The sequence below is a fragment of the Halorubrum sp. SD626R genome (assembly GCF_001261915.1).
Lineage (GTDB): Archaea > Halobacteriota > Halobacteria > Halobacteriales > Haloferacaceae > Halorubrum.
The window spans coordinates 1-16,881 of the sequence record NZ_CVRT01000106.1; the positions used below are offsets into that span (position 1 = coordinate 1).

General features: G+C 66.1%; 21 protein-coding genes. 11 read left to right on the forward strand and 10 right to left on the reverse strand.

Features of this window, described 5'->3' with window-relative positions:
* Together SD626R_RS11080 and SD626R_RS11085 are read right to left on the reverse strand one after the other, a co-directional pair.
* Positions 1-331: hypothetical protein (locus SD626R_RS11080; protein WP_255310154.1), on the reverse strand; the 331-nt coding region annotated here is incomplete at its 3' end.
* A 79-nt stretch (positions 332-410) separates the two neighbouring features.
* Positions 411-641, reverse strand: a complete 231-nt coding sequence (locus SD626R_RS11085) for a helix-turn-helix domain-containing protein (protein WP_092566419.1) — start codon at positions 639-641, stop codon at positions 411-413.
* Between the two features lie 404 nt (positions 642-1,045).
* Between SD626R_RS11085 and SD626R_RS17515 the strand changes: the two genes are divergently transcribed.
* Both SD626R_RS17515 and SD626R_RS11095 read left to right on the forward strand, forming a co-directional pair.
* The gene (locus tag SD626R_RS17515; RefSeq protein ID WP_092566420.1) at positions 1,046-1,306 is read left to right on the forward strand and encodes a hypothetical protein; all 261 of its coding nucleotides are present in this window, start codon (positions 1,046-1,048) and stop codon (positions 1,304-1,306) included.
* 102 nt (positions 1,307-1,408) lie between these two features.
* On the forward strand, positions 1,409-2,431 hold the full coding sequence (locus SD626R_RS11095; RefSeq protein ID WP_092566421.1) for a tyrosine-type recombinase/integrase: 1,023 nt from the start codon (positions 1,409-1,411) through the stop codon (positions 2,429-2,431).
* A 359-nt stretch (positions 2,432-2,790) separates the two neighbouring features.
* Here SD626R_RS11095 and SD626R_RS17285 read toward each other — a convergent pair whose 3' ends face one another.
* Positions 2,791-3,810 carry a hypothetical protein gene (locus tag SD626R_RS17285; protein WP_241996805.1) on the reverse strand — a complete coding sequence of 340 codons (1,020 nt, stop codon included), beginning with the start codon at positions 3,808-3,810 and terminating at the stop codon, positions 2,791-2,793.
* Between SD626R_RS17285 and SD626R_RS11100 the strand changes: the two genes are divergently transcribed.
* Positions 3,715-4,509: an IS5 family transposase gene (locus tag SD626R_RS11100; protein WP_241996804.1), complete on the forward strand. Its 795-nt coding sequence runs from the start codon at positions 3,715-3,717 to the stop codon at positions 4,507-4,509. The genes SD626R_RS17285 and SD626R_RS11100 overlap by 96 nt on opposite strands.
* 127 nt (positions 4,510-4,636) lie before the next feature.
* Here the strand turns inward: SD626R_RS11100 and SD626R_RS11105 are convergent, their stop codons facing one another.
* Positions 4,637-5,656, reverse strand: a complete 1,020-nt coding sequence (locus SD626R_RS11105; protein ID WP_092566423.1) for a tyrosine-type recombinase/integrase — start codon at positions 5,654-5,656, stop codon at positions 4,637-4,639.
* Positions 5,657-6,014: 358 nt separating this feature from the next.
* On the opposite strand from SD626R_RS11105, the gene SD626R_RS11110 reads away from it, so the two are divergent.
* A complete protein-coding gene (locus SD626R_RS11110) occupies positions 6,015-7,214 on the forward strand; it encodes a threonine synthase (protein ID WP_092566424.1) in 1,200 nt (399 codons plus the stop codon).
* Positions 7,215-7,231: 17 nt separating this feature from the next.
* Here SD626R_RS11110 and SD626R_RS11115 read toward each other — a convergent pair whose 3' ends face one another.
* Complete coding sequence (locus tag SD626R_RS11115) at positions 7,232-7,684, reverse strand: DUF6653 family protein (RefSeq protein WP_092566425.1); 453 nt, start codon at positions 7,682-7,684, stop codon at positions 7,232-7,234.
* Between the two features lie 110 nt (positions 7,685-7,794).
* Between SD626R_RS11115 and SD626R_RS11120 the strand changes: the two genes are divergently transcribed.
* From SD626R_RS11120 to SD626R_RS11135, 4 genes are all read left to right on the forward strand, one after another.
* The gene (locus SD626R_RS11120) at positions 7,795-8,001 is read left to right on the forward strand and encodes a hypothetical protein (RefSeq protein WP_092566426.1); all 207 of its coding nucleotides are present in this window, start codon (positions 7,795-7,797) and stop codon (positions 7,999-8,001) included.
* 127 nt (positions 8,002-8,128) lie between these two features.
* Entirely contained in the window at positions 8,129-9,127 is a 999-nt protein-coding gene (dhaK, locus tag SD626R_RS11125; protein ID WP_092566427.1) for a dihydroxyacetone kinase subunit DhaK, read from the forward strand.
* Entirely contained in the window at positions 9,124-9,903 is a 780-nt protein-coding gene (gene dhaL, locus SD626R_RS11130; RefSeq protein ID WP_092566428.1) for a dihydroxyacetone kinase subunit DhaL, read from the forward strand. Before dhaK ends, dhaL begins: the two co-directional genes overlap by 4 nt.
* A complete protein-coding gene (locus SD626R_RS11135) occupies positions 9,903-10,313 on the forward strand; it encodes a PTS sugar transporter subunit IIA domain-containing protein (protein WP_092566429.1) in 411 nt (136 codons plus the stop codon). Before dhaL ends, SD626R_RS11135 begins: the two co-directional genes overlap by 1 nt.
* A gap of 33 nt (positions 10,314-10,346) precedes the next feature.
* Here the strand turns inward: SD626R_RS11135 and ptsP are convergent, their stop codons facing one another.
* The 4 genes from ptsP to SD626R_RS11155 all read right to left on the reverse strand — a co-directional run bounded on the left by ptsP (position 10,347) and on the right by SD626R_RS11155 (position 14,009).
* Positions 10,347-12,068, reverse strand: a complete 1,722-nt coding sequence (gene ptsP, locus SD626R_RS11140) for a phosphoenolpyruvate--protein phosphotransferase (protein WP_092566430.1) — start codon at positions 12,066-12,068, stop codon at positions 10,347-10,349.
* Complete coding sequence (locus SD626R_RS11145; RefSeq protein ID WP_092566431.1) at positions 12,065-12,367, reverse strand: HPr family phosphocarrier protein; 303 nt, start codon at positions 12,365-12,367, stop codon at positions 12,065-12,067. The genes ptsP and SD626R_RS11145 overlap by 4 nt, the downstream gene beginning before the upstream one ends.
* Before the next feature lie 84 nt (positions 12,368-12,451).
* Complete coding sequence (locus SD626R_RS11150) at positions 12,452-13,654, reverse strand: redox-regulated ATPase YchF (RefSeq protein WP_092566432.1); 1,203 nt, start codon at positions 13,652-13,654, stop codon at positions 12,452-12,454.
* Between the two features lie 97 nt (positions 13,655-13,751).
* Positions 13,752-14,009, reverse strand: coding sequence for a DUF5789 family protein (locus tag SD626R_RS11155; RefSeq protein ID WP_092566433.1), 258 nt, complete (start codon positions 14,007-14,009; stop codon positions 13,752-13,754).
* 138 nt (positions 14,010-14,147) lie between these two features.
* On the opposite strand from SD626R_RS11155, the gene SD626R_RS11160 reads away from it, so the two are divergent.
* Positions 14,148-14,690, forward strand: coding sequence for a universal stress protein (locus SD626R_RS11160; protein ID WP_092566434.1), 543 nt, complete (start codon positions 14,148-14,150; stop codon positions 14,688-14,690).
* A gap of 9 nt (positions 14,691-14,699) precedes the next feature.
* On the opposite strand, the gene SD626R_RS11165 is transcribed toward SD626R_RS11160, so the two are convergent.
* Complete coding sequence (locus SD626R_RS11165; protein WP_092566435.1) at positions 14,700-15,662, reverse strand: biotin--[acetyl-CoA-carboxylase] ligase; 963 nt, start codon at positions 15,660-15,662, stop codon at positions 14,700-14,702.
* 116 nt (positions 15,663-15,778) lie between these two features.
* Here SD626R_RS11165 and SD626R_RS11170 point away from each other — a divergent pair, with 116 nt between their 5' ends.
* Together SD626R_RS11170 and SD626R_RS11175 are read left to right on the forward strand one after the other, a co-directional pair.
* Positions 15,779-16,120, forward strand: coding sequence for a 2Fe-2S iron-sulfur cluster-binding protein (locus SD626R_RS11170; RefSeq protein WP_092566436.1), 342 nt, complete (start codon positions 15,779-15,781; stop codon positions 16,118-16,120).
* A gap of 177 nt (positions 16,121-16,297) precedes the next feature.
* Positions 16,298-16,867: a hypothetical protein gene (locus SD626R_RS11175; protein ID WP_092566437.1), complete on the forward strand. Its 570-nt coding sequence runs from the start codon at positions 16,298-16,300 to the stop codon at positions 16,865-16,867.
* Positions 16,868-16,881: the final 14 nt, after the last annotated feature.

Below are 16,881 nucleotides of genomic sequence, written 5' to 3' on the forward strand. Positions count from 1 at the left end.
ATCGTGAATGAAGCCAGACCAACCCCCCATCATACGCTTCAACCCATGCTGTCGGATCGTCCAACTCTCGCTGAAGGAGCTCTCGTTCACCGGAGTATACTCCGTGTTTGTCAAACCGGACGGCGACAAGAGATTTTGAGGCGGTCTCGTAGTATATCGCTCGCTCAGCCTCATGTCCAATACCGACAAGATCGCGACCGTTCTCGAACCTGAAGAGATTCTCAGCCATTTTCGCGCCGTGGACAACCGATCGTTGAATCTGGAGTTCCTCGGCAAGATTCACGAATGTATCGCGGCGCCGAATCTGCTCTTCCGAATTCGTCGTTGCCATATCAGAGAGCACGGTAATCCGTGTAAAAGGAGTGAGCCACGGGCACGGAGTGGAACTGGAAGTGGTACCGATGCGAGAGTTACTCCAAGTCGTCGTTGTCGAGGTCGCCGGCGAGATACGCGCGTCCGCGGTCGGTTATCTTGTAGTATCCCGAGTCCACCCTCTCGACCAGGTCGTTGTTTCGGAGCTTGCGGAGACGCTTGTTGACGTAGTTGCGGGTGTAGTCGGTGTTGTACGCTAAGACCGCGGGAGAGAGAACGATCCCACTGGATTCGAGAGTTTCGAGGATCCGGTCATCTCCCTGAGTCATCCACGAAACCCTTGGGCGCATGTGGAAGTGCTTCCGATACTGACCCTATATGTGTGACGAGTTAGTCCATTCAGATACACACTTAGATTACTGTAGGAACACAAACAATGTACTAAATATAAGTAGGGCCGGTGTTTTGGGTCGACTAACGGAAGCACTCTCGCGGACCCGTCGCTCTCTGATGGGTCCAGTTCGAAGGAAAGCGGACCTCGCTGTTGGAGCCAGCGGGCCCGCGTGGGCTTCCGTGAGGTAGCACGAAAGCCATGCTCGACCACCACGCGACGGGGTTTGAAACCCCCGATCGACCGAGGAACCGCAACACAATCGCCGCGCGCGACTACTTTCAGTTTCACTGCCCGCGTCAGGATCTTTTCTTTTTAACCACCGTCCGTCGGTCGGAAGCGATGCCTCCGAAAGAAGTTGTGCGGATCGAAGACCGGCAGGATAGGTGGCGGTTCGTGTGTCCCCGCGGCCACCGCTCGTGGGAACCGACGAATCACCATTTCTGGTGTCGCAACTGCGCCGCGAGCACTGACTACGACGGCGTGTTTCAGACCCTCCGCGACCGCAAGACTGGCGCCGAGTTGCCCCGCGATCGGGTGCGGCTAGTGACGCCGGTCGGCCCATACGACCGAGATCTCGACGGTAAGGAGGGATCCGCGTGAGCGACGAGAACGGACACGCCGGGCGGATCGCGGAACAGCTGGCGATGTACGACGATGAGAACGGCGAAGGCAAAGAGAGCACCGAGGAGCGCGAGAACACCGATGGGTGACGACGATCTACAGGACATCCCGCCATCGGTCGCTCGGGATCTCTACCTCGATCAACGGCGCGAGGAAGTGAGCACGTCGACGCTCAAATCGCACCGATACCGGGTGGATCAGTTCGTCGAGTGGTGCGAGGAGAACGGGATACGGAGCATTTCGGAACTCGACGGGCTCGATCTCCACAACTACCGGATCAAGCGTCGCGAGGAAGACGGGCTCAAGACGATCTCCCTACAGGGTCAACTCTCGACGATTCGCCAGTTCCTCCGTGTTTGTGCGAACGTTGAGGCCGTCGAAGAGGGCCTTCACGAGAAGATCATCCTTCCGTCCGTCCCGAAGTCAGAGCAGTCGAACGACGAGCTGCTTGCGAAGGGGGAAGCGGAGGCCGCGCTCGAATACCTGGACCAGTATCAGTACGCCTCGCGAGAACACGTCGAGCTGCTACTCCTGTGGCGTACGTCGATGCGTCGGGGCGGACTCCGGGCGCTCGACTTAGGCGACTTCGACCGCGAAGAGTCGGTTCTCGAAGTCCGCCACCGGCCCGAGAGTGAGACGCCGCTAAAAAACGGCGAGTGGTCGGAGCGCGACGTTCAGATTCAAGATTCGGTCCGGGACGCGTTGATCGCATTCATCGAAGGCCCACGGAAGGAAGTGGTCGACGACTACGATCGCGCTCCGCTATTGACGACGACGCACGGCCGCGTCGCCCGCGGAACGGTAAAACAGGACATGTACCGGGTGACCCGGCCCTGTATGTACGGGGTCGAGTGTCCCCACGATCGCGACCCCGACGAGTGCGAGGCGACCGAAGCGCGCAAGGCGAGCAAGTGTCCGTCCTCGCGGTCGCCGCATGCTATTCGGACAGGATCGGTCACGGCCTACCTCGACGAGGGGACGCCGAAAGCGGTCCTCGGCGACCGGGTCGACATGACCGAGAAGACGATGGAAACGCACTACGACAAGGCGAGCAAGCGCGAGCGGATGTACCGCCGGACCGACTACTTGCCGGAGGATTTCTGACCATGAACGCGACTATCGACGAGACAAATCCGATCCCGACCGACGAGGGGCATCACCGATCATTCAGCCGCTACCCGTGTTGGCCCACCTTAATTGAATTCGGGCTCCGCCCGAATGAATTGGTGGGCTGGGACTCCCCAGCCACCCAATTTCGTTGGACAACAAACTGAAGAGAGGTATCTTTCTCAGTTGATTTGAACCACAATACTCGCGAGGGTCTGCGCTGTCCAACGATTAGGGCATAGCCGAGCCTCGATGCGTTACGACGCTGGGTAGGCGTCATCAGGAGTAGACACCCAGTCAAATAGTTAGATAATTTACTGTGAATTAACTCATAAAGTTCATCGAATAACTATCAGTTATAATATTAAGAGTGTTAGGATAACACCAAGCGCGATAGGCAAGATCAGATCCAGCCCAGACCTCTCATTATAGAATCCCACGGCACCGTAGCGTGAATAAAGAAAATCAACCGGATACTGTATTATAATTGCAGAAATAAGGAACACAAATGCCTTGGCGACAGATCCTGTGGTTACTGCAAGGAACCCCCAGAACAGTCCATAAAAGATGGCAATACCCACAATTAAGAAAATTGTCATCGACTTACGATTACGTGGCTTTTCAAGTTCTTTCGGTTGTAATCTAGAAAGTACGTCGGGGATATTGTCAGCGTTTGAGAAATAAACGAACCGTCCTGTCGAATCAATTAGATAGTCAGATAGGGGTGAAAAAATAGTACCTTGAGCAGTTACCGCCGCATTATTAGCCAACATCGCAGCGTAGATGGCAAGGTCTCCAAACAACTCTTCCTGTATAACAACCCAGAAGATGAACATTAGAATAACAAAAGTAGTGACCACGAGTAAGTGAGGAACGCTACTCAGCACGTTGGAGATCATCTGACTAATTGAGAATATCTGTGCGAATATTAGCACATAACTCAAAGAGAGTATGAGAATTCGTGTTCCTTCAAAAATATTTGTGCTATCCTTCAAACTATTAGAAATCGCAATCCGTCTTAATAATGTTACAAATAGTAAGAGATATGCAAAAAACCTCAAAACGGACAGATATTGCGTGACTGGTGTAGTTCCGAGAGTGACCGTTGCGAGTAATGCTGTAAGTGTAATCTCAAAATCAACATCCGAGGTGCTATCTTCATCAAATATGGCTTTGGTGAATCGCTGTAAGGCGGCGGGATAGGTCGTCAAATCAAAGGAAGTGAAGCGGGAAATCGGCGATGATCTATGTCGAAGATCTCCCGCTTCACGAGCAAAGCGGTGTCGTTGGCTAAAAATGCTGTTGGTGGTCGAGGCGAAGCCGCCGCCCCCGAAGGGGGTGGGGGCTTCGCCGATTACGCCGTCGTTTCGCTCCACTGTCTCCGGATTTACCTAGAGAAATCCTACCGCGAGGCGCTTGATCTGCTGAGTGAGATGCCACAAATAGTGGCCGAAATTGGCTTTGGTCCGGGCGACCTCCCGCATCACTCGACGCTAGTAAAGGCGCTTGATAGGTTAGAAATAAAGATCTGGCGAGTGCTGCTGCGCCTTTCGGCGCAGCTGCACGACACCGCCGATCACGCTGCGATGGACGCGACGTTCTTCGACCGCGAAACCGCCAGCAAGCACTACTGCCGCCGGACAAACTACCGCGTTCAAACGCTGAAAACGACCGCGCTCGTCGATACGAAAACACAAGCTGTGCTCGACGTTCACTGTACGACCGAGAAACGTCACGACACCCAGATCGGCTGGCAACTCGCCCTCCGCAACGCGGGCAAGATTGCCAGCCTCGCCGCCGACAAAGGCTACGATTGGCAGCAATTTCGCGAGAAATTGCGCGAAGAGGGCGTGAGACCGCTGATCAAGCACCGTGAGTTCCGACCCATCGACTGCGCGCATAACGCGCGCATCGATGGGTCTCTGTACGGCCAAAGAGCACTGTCTGAGACCGTCTTCTCGACGATCAAGCGCACGCTCGGCCACACGGTGCGTGCCCGAGCGTGGTACCGCGAATTTCGTGAGATCGTTTTGATGTGTGCGGTCTACAACATCAAGCGAGCCGTGAAACCGTGAAGTCGAACGCCTTCTGGCGATTCACCAGAGCCTCAAATATTCTTTCAGGTGAAATTCTTGAAGCCGTGCCCATATCTGACGAAAGGCTGACGATAAGAAAATAGTTGTCGGCAGAAACTCAAGTCATTTAGATATCACTTAAATAGTCACGCCGTTGATTAGATTTCTCTTTCTCAGTGCGTCGATCGTAGTGTTTCTCTAAAACATCCAAACTGACATTCATCCGGTCACCAACCATCTTTTCGGGGACATCTTCTGTCAAGTGGTGCGTGATAGACCCTCTGCGGATGGCATGAGGACTAACGCTCGAAGGACATAGGCTGGCCTTGTATTGGCCCATGGCTTCACACTGGTCTATCTCGCGGTCGTGAGGACAATTGCCTGTATACACACAGGGACGCGTCGCACGGTAGATGCTATCTCGGAGAGAACTTTTGCTTACTCGCCCATACCTGCTGGTGAACAGAGGCTCGCGTCCGAAATCATCCTCCGCCTCGATGCGTTTGTACTCTATGTATACGTCTAAAGCATCGCATACACCATCTGATAACCCAACAAAACGTTCACCATCCTTCTTATTCTTCAGTCGCGTCTCTGTCTCTGGTCGGTGACGGATCTCGACATACTGCTCGTCAGGGTCGTAGTCATTTAGATCGAGTCCGTGTGCCGCACCAATACGCATTCCACCATACCAGAGGAGTTCTATCAGAGCGTGGGTGCGTGTTCCCCACTCGAACTGCCGCATATATTCGAGTAGTTGTTCAGCGTCTTCAGAATCGAGCATCGCATCACGTTGATCCTCGTGCTGGGACAAATCAGGGAGAATGATCTTGTCGTGAAGCCCGTCTTCCACGGCGTCGATGCGTTCACACCACTTGATGAATACTCGCAATGTAGACAGTTGCGTGACCATCGTGACGTTGTTCAGGTCACCATCCTCACGCCGCCACATCGAATATCGTTGGAGATCGCGTCCCGTTAGATTGTTCAGATTGTGTAGATCCTCTTGCTCTTCAGACCACCGGACAAAGTGCTTGAGACGGTAGTGGTGAGCCTGAATCGTTGACTCCGACACCTCCTGCTTACGCTGTTCGAGATACATTTCCTTTGCCTCAGCCACCTCGATGGGTTCGAGATCTTCGTTCATGTCTGATCGAATCCGGATCACAAAGATCGAGAGGCAAACACGGGAGCGCTCACACGCAGGATAGCCACTCGAATTGAGCCTCTCACGCGATAATGTCCGAAGCGCCGAAATGCCCGTTAGGGCACGCGAGAGGCGCTGAGGTCCACGCGTTCAAATCCGTGTTGGCCCACCTGCTTCGCGGGCGGCCTTCGGCCGCTCGGGATTGGTGGGCTGGGACTCCCCAGCCACCCAATTTCGTCGTTCTAATCTCCTAGTGACGCCGCTACATCATCGAGAGCGCGTTCGGGACGTGTCCAATCGAGACGGTCGCCCGTTCCCCGTGATCAGTCATTTGTAGGCCGCGCGCAGAGGAGACGGTATGGACCGACTGGCCTGTTACGACTGCGGCGAAACGTACGCGTTCGGCGACGCGGTCCGCTGTCGCTGCGGCGAGCCGCTCTGGTTCGAGGCCGACACCGCGGCGTTCGATTGGCCCGACGCGGGCGGAGCGCCGGAGAACGACGCGACGCTCGGCGGGGACACCCTCTGGCGCTACGAGCCCGTGCTCCCCGCGGCGGCGCCGACCGGGTTCGCCGCCGCTGCAGGGGGGACGCCGCTGTTCCGGGCGCCGTCGATCGAACCGCCGGACGGCCCGCGGATCCACCTCAAAGTCGAGGGGACCAACCCGACGGGGAGCTTCAAGGACCGGGGAACGGCCGTCGGTATCTGTCGGGTCGACGGCCCGGTCGGGACGGTCTCCCACGGCAACATGGCGCTGAGCGTCGCCGCTCACGCCGCCGCGGCGGACCGCGAAGCGGTCATCCTCGTGGCCGAGGACACGCCCGACTCCCGGCTCGCGATGATCGCCCAACACGACCCGCACCTGTTCCGGGTCCGCGGCGACTACGGGCGGCTCTATCACGACACCGTCGAACGCGACCTCGGCGCCGCGTTCCTCAACTCGGACGCCCCGCTCCGGGTGGCCGGGCAGAAGACGGTCGCGTACGAGATCTGCGAGGCGTTCGCCCCCGACGCCCCCGACGCGATCGTCTTGCCGGTCAGCAGCGGCGGGCAGGCGAGCGGCGTCTGGAAGGCGCTCCGAGAGCTGGACGCGGCCGGCCTGGTCTCGTCGGTACCGCGGATCTACCTCGCGCAGGCCGCGCGGTGCGATCCGATCGCGCGAGCCTACCGATGCGGGGAGTCACGCGTCGAACCGGTCGAGGGGGAGCCGACGGCGGCCGTCTCGATCAACAACGCCGACCCCCCGAGCGGGAACCGGGCGCTGGCCGCCGTCGCGGAGACGGGCGGGAGCGTCGTCTCCGTCCCCGAGGAGGCGATGATCGACGAGACGGACCGTCTCGCGGCCGACGCCGGCGTCTCCGTCGAGCCGTCCTGCGCCGTGGCCACGGCCGCCGTGCGGGAGCTCGCTGCGGCGGGCGAGTTCGACGCCGCGGACGAGGTCGCCGCGATACTGACCGGGTCGGGGTACAAGTACGGGCCGTCCGATCCCGACACCTCGTCGGTTCGGGAGGTCGACCGGGCGGACATCCCCGCCGCGGTCCGCGATGCGGTGTCGTGAGCCGCCGCAACCGGTCGCTATCGATCTTCCCGTCGGTTAGCGGCGTCGTATCGCCGGACTAGCGCGCCGACGAACCGGAACTTCAGCCCCATCGAAACCGCGCCTGCGAGGCCGGCTCGGAGGGGTCGCCGGCGATACGCGGCGACGAACGCGTACGCCGAGACGGGGACGTTGAGCAGGTTGAGCCGGTTCGGATGCGTGAGGTCGAAGAGGCCCGCCTCCCGTTCGCGGGTCCACCAGCGTTCGGCCAGCACCGCGCGAGTCATCCGCGCGTCGTCGGTTTCCGGCGGGGAGAACAGGACCGGGTTCACCGCGGCGAACAGGAGGGCGGCGCCCGCGAGCCGCGGCTTCCGGTGATAGACGGCGAAGAGGAGCACCGGCAGCAGGACCGCGCGGCTCCAGCCGCTCTTCGGATCGGAGTGGCGGCGCCAGAACCGCTCCTCGAAGTCGTTCGGCAGGGTCGGGGCCACGTTCGAACGTCTCCCCGGGTAACGAAATAACCGAGCTCCGAGAGGCGACCGATCCTCGACCGCCGAACTCTTTTACCGGCCGACAGTCATCGACGGACGCCCTCGAAACCATGCTCGACGAGGTGTTCGAAGTCGTCTTCGACGTTATCCTGGAGTTGGTTCCGACCGTCATCCTCAAGATCGTCCTCCTGCTCGCCGGACTCGTGGCGGTGGCGGTCGGCGTCCCGCTGCTCGCCGACTCGCCGCTCGTCGGCGGCGCGCTGACGGTCGTCGGCGCGGCGGCGGTGATCGGCGTCCTCGCGAGCTGGGTGCTCTGAGCCGCGGCGGCACGCTCCACGTCGCCGCGACTAGTGCGATCGCGGTCCGGTTCGTCCGCCGCTCTACGGTCGGTAGCAGACCCCTCCACTACGTTTAACCGGTCCGGACGAGATGTTACCAACGATCATGAAGAAGCTGATCAACGACCCGGACGACGTCGTCGACGAGATGCTCGACGGGATGACCGCGGCGCACCCGGACCGCCTCAGCCGGCTCCCGGACACGCAGGTGCTCGTCCGCGACGACGGGCCGGTCGGCGACAAGGTGGCGCTGGTGACCGGCGGCGGGAGCGGCCACGAGCCGACGCACGCGGGGTACATCGGCGACGGGATGCTCGACGGGGCGGCGGCGGGCGACGTGTTCTCCTCGCCGACCGCCGACGAGTTCGAGGAACTGATCGGCGCCTGCGACGCGGGCGACGGCGTCCTCGCGATCATCAAGAACTACGAGGGCGACGTGATGAACTTCGAGACCGCCATCGAACTCGCCGAGATGGAGGGCGTCGAGGTCGAGAGCGTCGTGGTGAACGACGACGTCGCGGTCGAGGACTCGCTGTACACCTCGGGGCGACGGGGCGTCTGCGGGACGATCCTCGTCCACAAGGCCGCGGGCGCGAAGGCCGCGCAGGGCGCCGACCTCTCGGAGGTGAAACGCGTCGCCGAGAAGGTTGTGGACAACGTCGGCACGATGGGCACCGCGCTCACCTCCTGCGTCACCCCCGAGAAGGGCGAACCCACCTTCGACCTCGGCGACGACGAGATCGAGCTCGGGATCGGGATCCACGGCGAACCGGGTACCGAGCGCACCGAGGCGATGCCCGCCGACGAGGTCACCGAAGAGCTGACCGACGCGGTCCTCGACGACCTCGACCTCGACGAGGGGCAGGAGGTGCTCACGGTCGTCAACGGGATGGGCGCGACCCCGCAGATGGAGCTGTTCGTCGTCAACCGCCGGCTCCAGGAGATGCTCGGCGAGCGCGGTCTGGAGACGTACGACGCGTGGGTCGGCGACTACATGACCTCGCTCGACATGGCCGGCGCGTCGATCACGGTCTGTGCGGTCGACGACGAGCTGAAGGAGCTGTTCGACGCGCCGGCCGACACCCCGGCGCTAACGGTCAAATGAGCGAGGACGACGCGGGGACCGCCGCCGGGGCCCCGGCGGGCGCGAACGCCGAGGGCGCCGCCGCCGTCGCGGCGGTCGAGGCCGTCGCCGAGCGCATCGAGGACGAGCGCGACCACCTGACCCAGCTGGACTCCGCGATCGGCGACGCCGACCACGGCGGGAACATGGCGCGCGGCTGGGCGGCGGCGGCCGACGCCGCGGGCGACCTCGCCGACCCCGACCCGGAGACCGTCGCGAAGACGGTCGGCAAGACGCTGATGGCCGAGGTCGGCGGCGCCTCCGGCCCGCTGTTCGGCGGGTCGCTCGTGTTCGCGGCCGCCGAGCTCGGCGACGGGATCACCCCCGAGAGTGCGGTCGCGTTCGCGGAGACGTACTTGGAGAAAGTCGAGGACAGGGGCGACGCGCGCGTCGGCGACCAGACGGTGGTGGACGCGCTGACGCCCGCGGTCCACACGTTCAAGAAGTCGATCGAGGTCGACGACCTCCCGCCGATCGAGGCGCTCGCGAAGGCGGTCGACGCCGCGGAGCGCGGCGTGGCGTTCACCGTCCCGATCCGCGCCCGGAAGGGCCGCGCCTCCTACCTCGGCTGGCGCTCGGTCGGCCACCAGGACCCGGGGGCGACGAGCGCGCTGTTCATCCTCGAAGAGCTGCTCGCCGTCGCCGCCGACCGCCTCGACGTCGAGATCCCCGAGACGGACGCCTCGTCGCCGACGATCCCGGACGACGAGGCCGCCGAGGACGACCCCGCCGAGGGGGCCGGCTCGGAGGACGGCTGATGGTCGGGATCGTCGTCGTCTCGCACAGCGAGCGCGCAGCGGAGGGGATCGCGGAGATCGCCGCCGAGATGGCCGGCGATACCCGGATCGAGCCGGTCGGCGGCGACGGGAAGGGCGGGATCGGCACCGTCCCGGACGCGATCGAGGACGCAATCGACGCGGCGGCCGGTGCGGGCGGCGAAGACGGGGGAGACGGCGACGCGGACGGCGTCGTGGTCCTCGTCGACCTCGGCAGCGCGGTGATGAACGCGGACGTCGCCGTCGAACTGAGCGACGCCGAGGCGGTCATCGCGGACGCGCCCGTCCTCGAAGGCGCGGTCAACGCGGCGGTCGCGGCCACCGACCCGTCGGCCACGGTCGAGTCCGTCCGCGAGCAGGCGGAGGCGGCGCGCGACATCGAGAAGCTCTGAGGCGGGGCCGTTCCGCTCTCCCCTCGGTTCGGGTTACGGCTCGCGGTCGTCGAGCCCCAGCACGTCGAGGACCTCGCCGCGGGTCTCGCAGGCGACCGCGTCGCTCGCGAGCGACCGGGCGTCCTCGGCGTCGACCTCGCGCACCCGCGTCTTCACCGCCGGCACGGTCACCGCGCTCATGCTCAGTTCGTCGAAGCCGAGCCCGACGAGCAGCTCGGTCAGCGCCGGATCGCCGGCCATCTCGCCGCAGATTCCCAGCCACGCGTCGCGCTCCTCGACGGTCGCGGCCGTGCGGTCGAGCGCGCGCAGCACCGCCGGATGGAGCGGGTCGTGGTACTCCGCGACCGCGTCGTTCCCGCGGTCGGCCGCCATCACGTACTGCGAGAGGTCGTTCGTCCCGACGCTCAGGAAGTCGAGCCGCTCGGCGAGGGCGTCCGCGAGGAACGCCGCCGCGGGCGTCTCGACCATCGCGCCCAGCTCCGGGATCGCGTGATCCACGCCCTCGTCGGCGAGTTCGTCGGCGAGCGACTCGACGGCCGCGACCGCGCGCTCGACCTCCTCGACCCGGCTGACGAGGGGAAACATCACGGCCAGCCCGTCGCCCGCCTCTGTCGCCGCGGCGCGCAGCAGCGCCCGGAGCTGCGTCTCGAAGAGGTCGGCGTGCTCGTCGAGCGACAACCGGATACCGCGCCGGCCGAGGAACGGGTTCTCCTCGACGGGGAGGTCGAGGTACGGGACCGGCTTGTCGCCGCCGACGTCGAGCGTCCGGACGACGACGCGGTCGTCGGGGAACGCCGACAGCGCGGCCGTGATCGCCTCGTACTGCGCCTCCTCGGTCGGCGGAGATTCGCGGTCGACGAAGAGGAACTCGGTCCGGAACAGCCCGACCCCGTCGGCGCCGCGCTCGGCCGCCGGTCCGAGCTCGGCCTCGCCGCCGACGTTCGCGGCGACCTCGACCGGCCGGCCGTCGGCCGTCTCGACGCGCTCGCGGATCGCGTCCGGACCAGTCTCGCCCGCTCCGGCGCGGCGCGACTCGTCCGGGTCGACGACGACCTCGCCGGCCTCGCCGTCGACGAGGACGGTCTCCCCGTCCGCGACCGATTCGAGCGCCTCGCCGACGCCGACGACCGCGGGGATCGCGAGCGACCTCGCGATGATCGCGGCGTGGGAGGTGCGACCGCCCTCGACCGTGGCGATTCCCGCGACCGCGTCCGGGTCGAGGGCGGCGGTGTCGCTCGGCGTGAGCCGCTCCGCCAGCAGGACCGTCCCGTCGGGGAGAGCTCCGAGGTCGACGCCGCCGGCCCCTCTGTCTCCCTCCGCGTCGAGGAGCGCGCGTAGCAGCCGGTCGCGCACGTCGCGCAGGTCGTCCGCGCGCTCGGCCATCCGGCCCTCCATCCCCTCGAACTGCGCGACCGCCTCGTCGAACCGGTCCGCGACGGCGTGTTCGGCGGGCGTCCCGTCGCGGACCGCGGCCTCGACGTCCTCGACTATCGTCGGATCGTCGAGGAACCCCTCGTGGGCCTCGAACACCGCCGCCTCCTCCTCGCCGACGCGCTCGGCCGTCCGGTCGCGGGCCTCGCGAAGGGCCTCCCGCACGTCGTCGCGGGCCGCCTCGAACCGCTCCAGTTCCGCGTCGGCGTCGATGGCGTCTGGGTCGGGGCGGTCGGGGAGCGTCAGGTCGGCATCCGGCCGGTACCAGCGCGCCGTGCCGACCCCCGCACGTGGCGTGCTGCCGACGCCGCTGAGCGTCCTCACGGCGCGTCCTCCGCGTCCTCGTCCGCGGAGCCTTCGACGGGACTCGTGAGCAGTTCACAAACTGCGTCCAGCGCCGGCTCGGCGTCCGGCCCCTCGGCGACGACGCGGACCGACTCGCCGTGCTCGACGTTCAGCCCGCTGACGGAGAGCATGCTGTCGGCGCGGACGAGGCCGTCGTCGCCGTCGTCGTCGCGTCCGATCGACACGTCGGCGTCGAATCGGTTCGCCGTCTGTACCAGCTTCGAGGCGGGGCGCGCGTGGAGGCCGGCCTCGGGTTCGACCGTCACGGTCCGTTCCATGAGGCCCGGTTGGACCTCGGCGGGTAATAGCTGATCGGGGGTCGCCCGGGGTGGGCGGTCCGACGACGACGCCGCTCCGCCCGCTCAGGGGGCCGCCTGCTTCGTGGAGACGAGCTCGATCACGTCGCGGTGGGAGAGCTCGCGGTCGGTCCCGACTTGGCGCCCGCTCCGGCAGTCGGTGCCGTGGAGGAGCCCCTCGCCGATGTCCGAGTGGATGTGGAACGCGAAGTCCTCGGTCGTCGACCCCTCGGGGAGGATGAAGCAGTCGCGGAAGACGCCCTTCTCGTCACTGCTCCCGTTCGCGGAGCCCGGGAAGACGGCGATACAGCCGAGCACGTCGAAGACGGCCTCCTCCAGCGCGCCCTGGACGCCGGTCCCGTCGTACTCGGCGACGAACTCGCCGATCCGGTCGAGACCGGCGGCCTGCTCGCCGGAGACGTCGCCGACGACCTCGAAGTCGCTCTCGCCGGGGGCGTAGTCGACGACGCCGGCGTCGTCCGCGTTCTTCAGCGCCTTCTCCGCGTGGGCGCTCGCGGGGACGAACGAGAGGTGGTCGTAGTCGGGATCGGTGGTGATCTCCTCCCAGTTCGCCTGCGCCTCGGGCGTGTCCATCTTGTTGGCGGCGACGACCATCGGCTTCGTTCGTTTGCGGATCTCACGGGCGAGGTCGGCCCGGTCCGTCTCGTCCCACGTCTCGGGGTCGAGTTCGAGCCCCTCGGCGAGGATCACCCGTTTCATCCGGTCCTTGTCGATGCCGAACGCGGACATCTGGTCGGCGAGCTCCGCCTCGATGGCCGCGTCCGCGCCGTGATACCGGGTTTCGAACTTCTCTAACCCCTTCTCTAACACGTCGAGGTACCACTCGTCGAGCTCCTCCTCCAAGAAGTCGATGTCCTCGCGCGGGTCGTGGCCCTCGGTCGCCTCGCCCTCGATGTCCGTCTTCCCCGAGAAGTCGACGACGTGGATGAGCACGTCGGTCTCGTTGAGGTCGGTGAGGAACTGGTTTCCGAGCCCGCGCCCCTCGTGGGCGCCCGGGACGAGGCCCGCCACGTCGACCAGCTTCACGGGGACGAACCGCGTTCCCTCGCGGCAGACGCCGACGCTCGGCGTGCAGGTCTCGTCGAACTCGGGCGCGGCGCAGTCGACGCGGACGTACGCCTCGCCGACGGTCGGGTCGATCGTGGTGAACGGGTACGCGCCCTCGGGCACATCGTTCATGGTCGCGGCGTTGAAGAACGTCGACTTCCCCACGGAGGGCTTGCCGACGAGGCCGATCCGATAGCTCATTACCACCGGTGGGCGACGCGGCGTAAAAAGCGATGCGAGACGCGGCGTGGCGTGGGTGTCGGTGACGAAGGAGACGCGGAGGCGGACGCGGGCCCGGTCAGGCGTCGCCGTCGGACTGTCCCGGCTCGCCGAGCGCCTCGACGGGGAGAACGTTCTGGAGCGCGGCGAACGCGTCTTCGGCGCTCTCGAACCGCTCCTGCTCGATCGACGCGAAGAGCTCGCCGAGGTCCGCGTCGCCGTCGGCGAACAGCACGGTCGTCCCGGTACACGACTCGGCGAGCGCCTCGCGGGCCACCGGGTACGAGTGGTCCTCGAACTCGTCTTGGACGTGCGAGAGGTTGACTTCGGATGTCATGGGGAAATATCGTCGCCCAGAGGCTTAAACACGCTCCACGGCCGAACGCGGATCGGCAGGGGAGCCGGACCGCCGCGAAAGAACCGGCAAACGCTGCAAAGAGTTATGCGCCGGCGGCTCCTTGTCCCATGTGAACAGATGACATTATACGACCGAATCCTGGTTCCGACCGACGGTTCGGCCGAGGGGGAGCGAGCGGTCGCGCACGCCCTGGACCTCGCCGCGGTCCACGGCGCGGCGGTCCACGCCATCCACGTGGTCGACTCGGCGCGGTACGCGGGGATGCCGATGGAGGCCTCGTGGGAGGGCGTCGGCGAACTCCTGCGGGGCGACGCCGACGAGGCCGTGGACGCGGTCGAGGGGCTCGCGGCGGGGACCGACGTCGACGTGGAGACGGCGGTCGTCGAGGGGTCGCCCAGCCGCGAGATCGTCCGATACGCCGAGGGCAACGACTGCGACCTCGTCGTGATGGGGACCCACGGCCGCGGGGGGATCGACCGGCTCCTCCTCGGGAGCGTCGCGGAGAAGGTCGTCCGGGGATCGGCCGTTCCCGTCCTGACGGTCCGGATCGACGGCGACGACCCGCCGGAGCCGGCCACCGCGGAGAGCGCCGGTGAGGAGACGACGCCGGGCGAGGCGTCGACCGACGACGCCGAGTCGGAAGCGACGGGACGGACGTAGCCCGCGGGGTCAGTCGTCGGCGTCGCGGAGGTGCTCGCAGTCGCCCGCGTGGACCCGTCGCGTCCCCTCGTCGGTGTCGATCACGAGCGCCCCCGGCGGCTCGACGTCGACCGCGGTCCCGGTCACCGCCCCCCCTGGGGTCTCCACCCGGACCCGCCGCCCGAGCGTGCTCGCCCGGTCGCGCCACGCTGAGAGGATCCGGTCGGAGCGGTCCGCCGTCCCCGCGAGCGACGCGAACCGTTCGAGGAGCGTCGCCGCGAACCGCCGCCTGTCGACGTCAGCGCCCACCTCGGCGCGCATCGAGGTCGCGTCCGCGGGCAGCCCGTCGGGGTCGAGGTTCGCGTTGACGCCGACGCCGACGACGAGCCACGACACCCGGTCGGCCTCGCCCTCCATCTCGGTGAGCACCCCGGCGAGCTTGCGGCCGCCGCGGCCGGAGCCCTCGGGTTCGCTCCCCACTAGCACGTCGTTCGGCCACTTGATGTGCGCGTCGACGCCGGCCTCGCGGCAGGCGTCGACCGTCGCGACCGCCGCGGCGAGGGTGAAGAGTGGCGCCCGTGCCGGCGGCGCCGTCGGGCGCGTGACGAGCGAGAGCCAGACGCCGCCGCTCGGCGCGACCCACTCGCGGTCCAACCGCCCGCGGCCGCCGGTCTGCTCGTCGGCGACGACGGCGACGTCGGCGGCGCCCTCGGCCGCCAGCTCGCGGGCGCGGTCGTTCGTCGACGGGAGCCGCTCGCGGTACTCGACCCGGTACGGCGCGTCCAGCCCGAACTCGATCCCGGCCGCGCAGTAAGCGGGGTCCGCGGGCGCGGCGTAGCCGTCCGGCGTCGACTCGACGGCGAACCCCTCCTCGCGGAGCGCCTCGACCGCCTTCCACACCGCGGCCCGGGAGACGTCGAGCTCGGCGGCGAGCGCCGGGCCCGAGACCGGCCCGTTCTCCAAGGCGTCGAGCAGCGCGCGACGCGTGTCCATATCGACGGGGTCGGCGCCGGCGTGCAAAGCCGTTCCGGGTCGCTCGCGGGAGGCCCTCCAGGAGCTCGCGCCGACCGCCCGACCTATGGGTCCGCGGACGTAACCACGGGCGTCATATGACCGACGCCGACACCGTCCCCGTGATCGTCGTCGACGGCGACGAACGCACCGAGCTGACGGTCGAGGTCGGACGGAACCTGCGACGCGTCCTCCTCGACGCCGACCTGTCGCCGTACGCGGCCGCGACGCGTCGCCTGAACTGCGGCGGGCGCGGAATCTGCGCCACCTGCGGCGTTCGGATCCGCGAGGGACCGCCGCCGGATCACTGGCACGGCGGGCTCGCGGCCCGCTTCGGCTACCCGCGGCTCTCCTGTCAGGTGACCGTCGACGGGGCGATGACGGTCGAGCTCGTCGACAAGCGCGTGTGGGGGTCGCGCGAGGCCGGCGGGGACGACTGAGGGCCGAGACCGAGCGTCGGAACCGACCGCGACCGAGAGCCGGGACCGCTCGCACCCTTCCTCGTCGCCGTCGCTCGCCCGCCAGACACCGCGTTTCCGGTGAAATCGGTCGGCGAGGCGGCGAACGGATCCGCCCGTGGGCACAAGACACAAGGTCTCACGGGCGAACGCTCCGGTATGCAACCCTCCAAGGAGGAGTCGTCCGACGGCGACCCGATGGACGACCTCGACGACCTCCTCGACGACGACCTCGCCGACGGCGAGCCGACCGCGTCGTCGGACGGCGCCGGGACCGACGCCGCGCCGGCGGATTCGTCCGAGTCGGCGGCCGTCGCGGACGGCGACAGCGGTCGCCTCGGGGCGAGCGGTCGCTGGTTCTCGGCGAAGGCGTTCGCCCTCTCGGTCGTCGCCGTCGCGGTCGGCGTCTTCGTCGGCGGCGCGATCCCCCTCATCGGCGGCACGATCGGCTCGGCCGGGGGCGTGTTCCTCGCCGCGTTCCTGATCGGGCTGGCCCTCTCCGCCCGCCGGTACGTCGAGACCGGGCTCGCCGGCGGCGCGGCCGGAGCGCTCGTCGCCGTGACGAACGTCCTCGGGGTGGGCTTCCTTCCGATCGGTATCGACTACCTCCAACAGTGGGGGCTCCCCTTGCTCGCCGTCGGCGGCGGGCTCGGGCTCGCCGTCGCGCTCCTGGGCCACTACCTCGGGCGCGACCTCCGCGCCGGGCTCACCGCGGACATCGACGGCTGAGAGCGGGTCGCCCC

Excerpts from the sequence above, each read along its gene's own strand:
- SD626R_RS11110 (WP_092566424.1), top strand. The coding sequence starts at position 6,015 with ATGGACCGACTGGCCTGTTACGACTGCGGCGAAACGTACGCGTTCGGC.
- SD626R_RS11175 (WP_092566437.1), top strand. The coding sequence starts at position 16,298 with ATGCAACCCTCCAAGGAGGAGTCGTCCGACGGCGACCCGATGGACGAC.
- SD626R_RS11160 (WP_092566434.1), top strand. The coding sequence starts at position 14,148 with ATGACATTATACGACCGAATCCTGGTTCCGACCGACGGTTCGGCCGAG.
- SD626R_RS11145 (WP_092566431.1), bottom strand. The coding sequence starts at position 12,367 with ATGGAACGGACCGTGACGGTCGAACCCGAGGCCGGCCTCCACGCGCGC.
- SD626R_RS11095 (WP_092566421.1), top strand. The coding sequence starts at position 1,409 with ATGGGTGACGACGATCTACAGGACATCCCGCCATCGGTCGCTCGGGAT.
- SD626R_RS11105 (WP_092566423.1), bottom strand. The coding sequence starts at position 5,656 with ATGAACGAAGATCTCGAACCCATCGAGGTGGCTGAGGCAAAGGAAATG.
- SD626R_RS11155 (WP_092566433.1), bottom strand. The coding sequence starts at position 14,009 with ATGACATCCGAAGTCAACCTCTCGCACGTCCAAGACGAGTTCGAGGAC.
- SD626R_RS11170 (WP_092566436.1), top strand. The coding sequence starts at position 15,779 with ATGACCGACGCCGACACCGTCCCCGTGATCGTCGTCGACGGCGACGAA.
- SD626R_RS11165 (WP_092566435.1), bottom strand. The coding sequence starts at position 15,662 with ATGGACACGCGTCGCGCGCTGCTCGACGCCTTGGAGAACGGGCCGGTC.
- SD626R_RS11150 (WP_092566432.1), bottom strand. The coding sequence starts at position 13,654 with ATGAGCTATCGGATCGGCCTCGTCGGCAAGCCCTCCGTGGGGAAGTCG.
- SD626R_RS11085 (WP_092566419.1), bottom strand. The coding sequence starts at position 641 with ATGACTCAGGGAGATGACCGGATCCTCGAAACTCTCGAATCCAGTGGG.
- SD626R_RS11120 (WP_092566426.1), top strand. The coding sequence starts at position 7,795 with ATGCTCGACGAGGTGTTCGAAGTCGTCTTCGACGTTATCCTGGAGTTG.
- dhaL (WP_092566428.1), top strand. The coding sequence starts at position 9,124 with ATGAGCGAGGACGACGCGGGGACCGCCGCCGGGGCCCCGGCGGGCGCG.
- dhaK (WP_092566427.1), top strand. The coding sequence starts at position 8,129 with ATGAAGAAGCTGATCAACGACCCGGACGACGTCGTCGACGAGATGCTC.
- SD626R_RS11135 (WP_092566429.1), top strand. The coding sequence starts at position 9,903 with ATGGTCGGGATCGTCGTCGTCTCGCACAGCGAGCGCGCAGCGGAGGGG.
- SD626R_RS17515 (WP_092566420.1), top strand. The coding sequence starts at position 1,046 with ATGCCTCCGAAAGAAGTTGTGCGGATCGAAGACCGGCAGGATAGGTGG.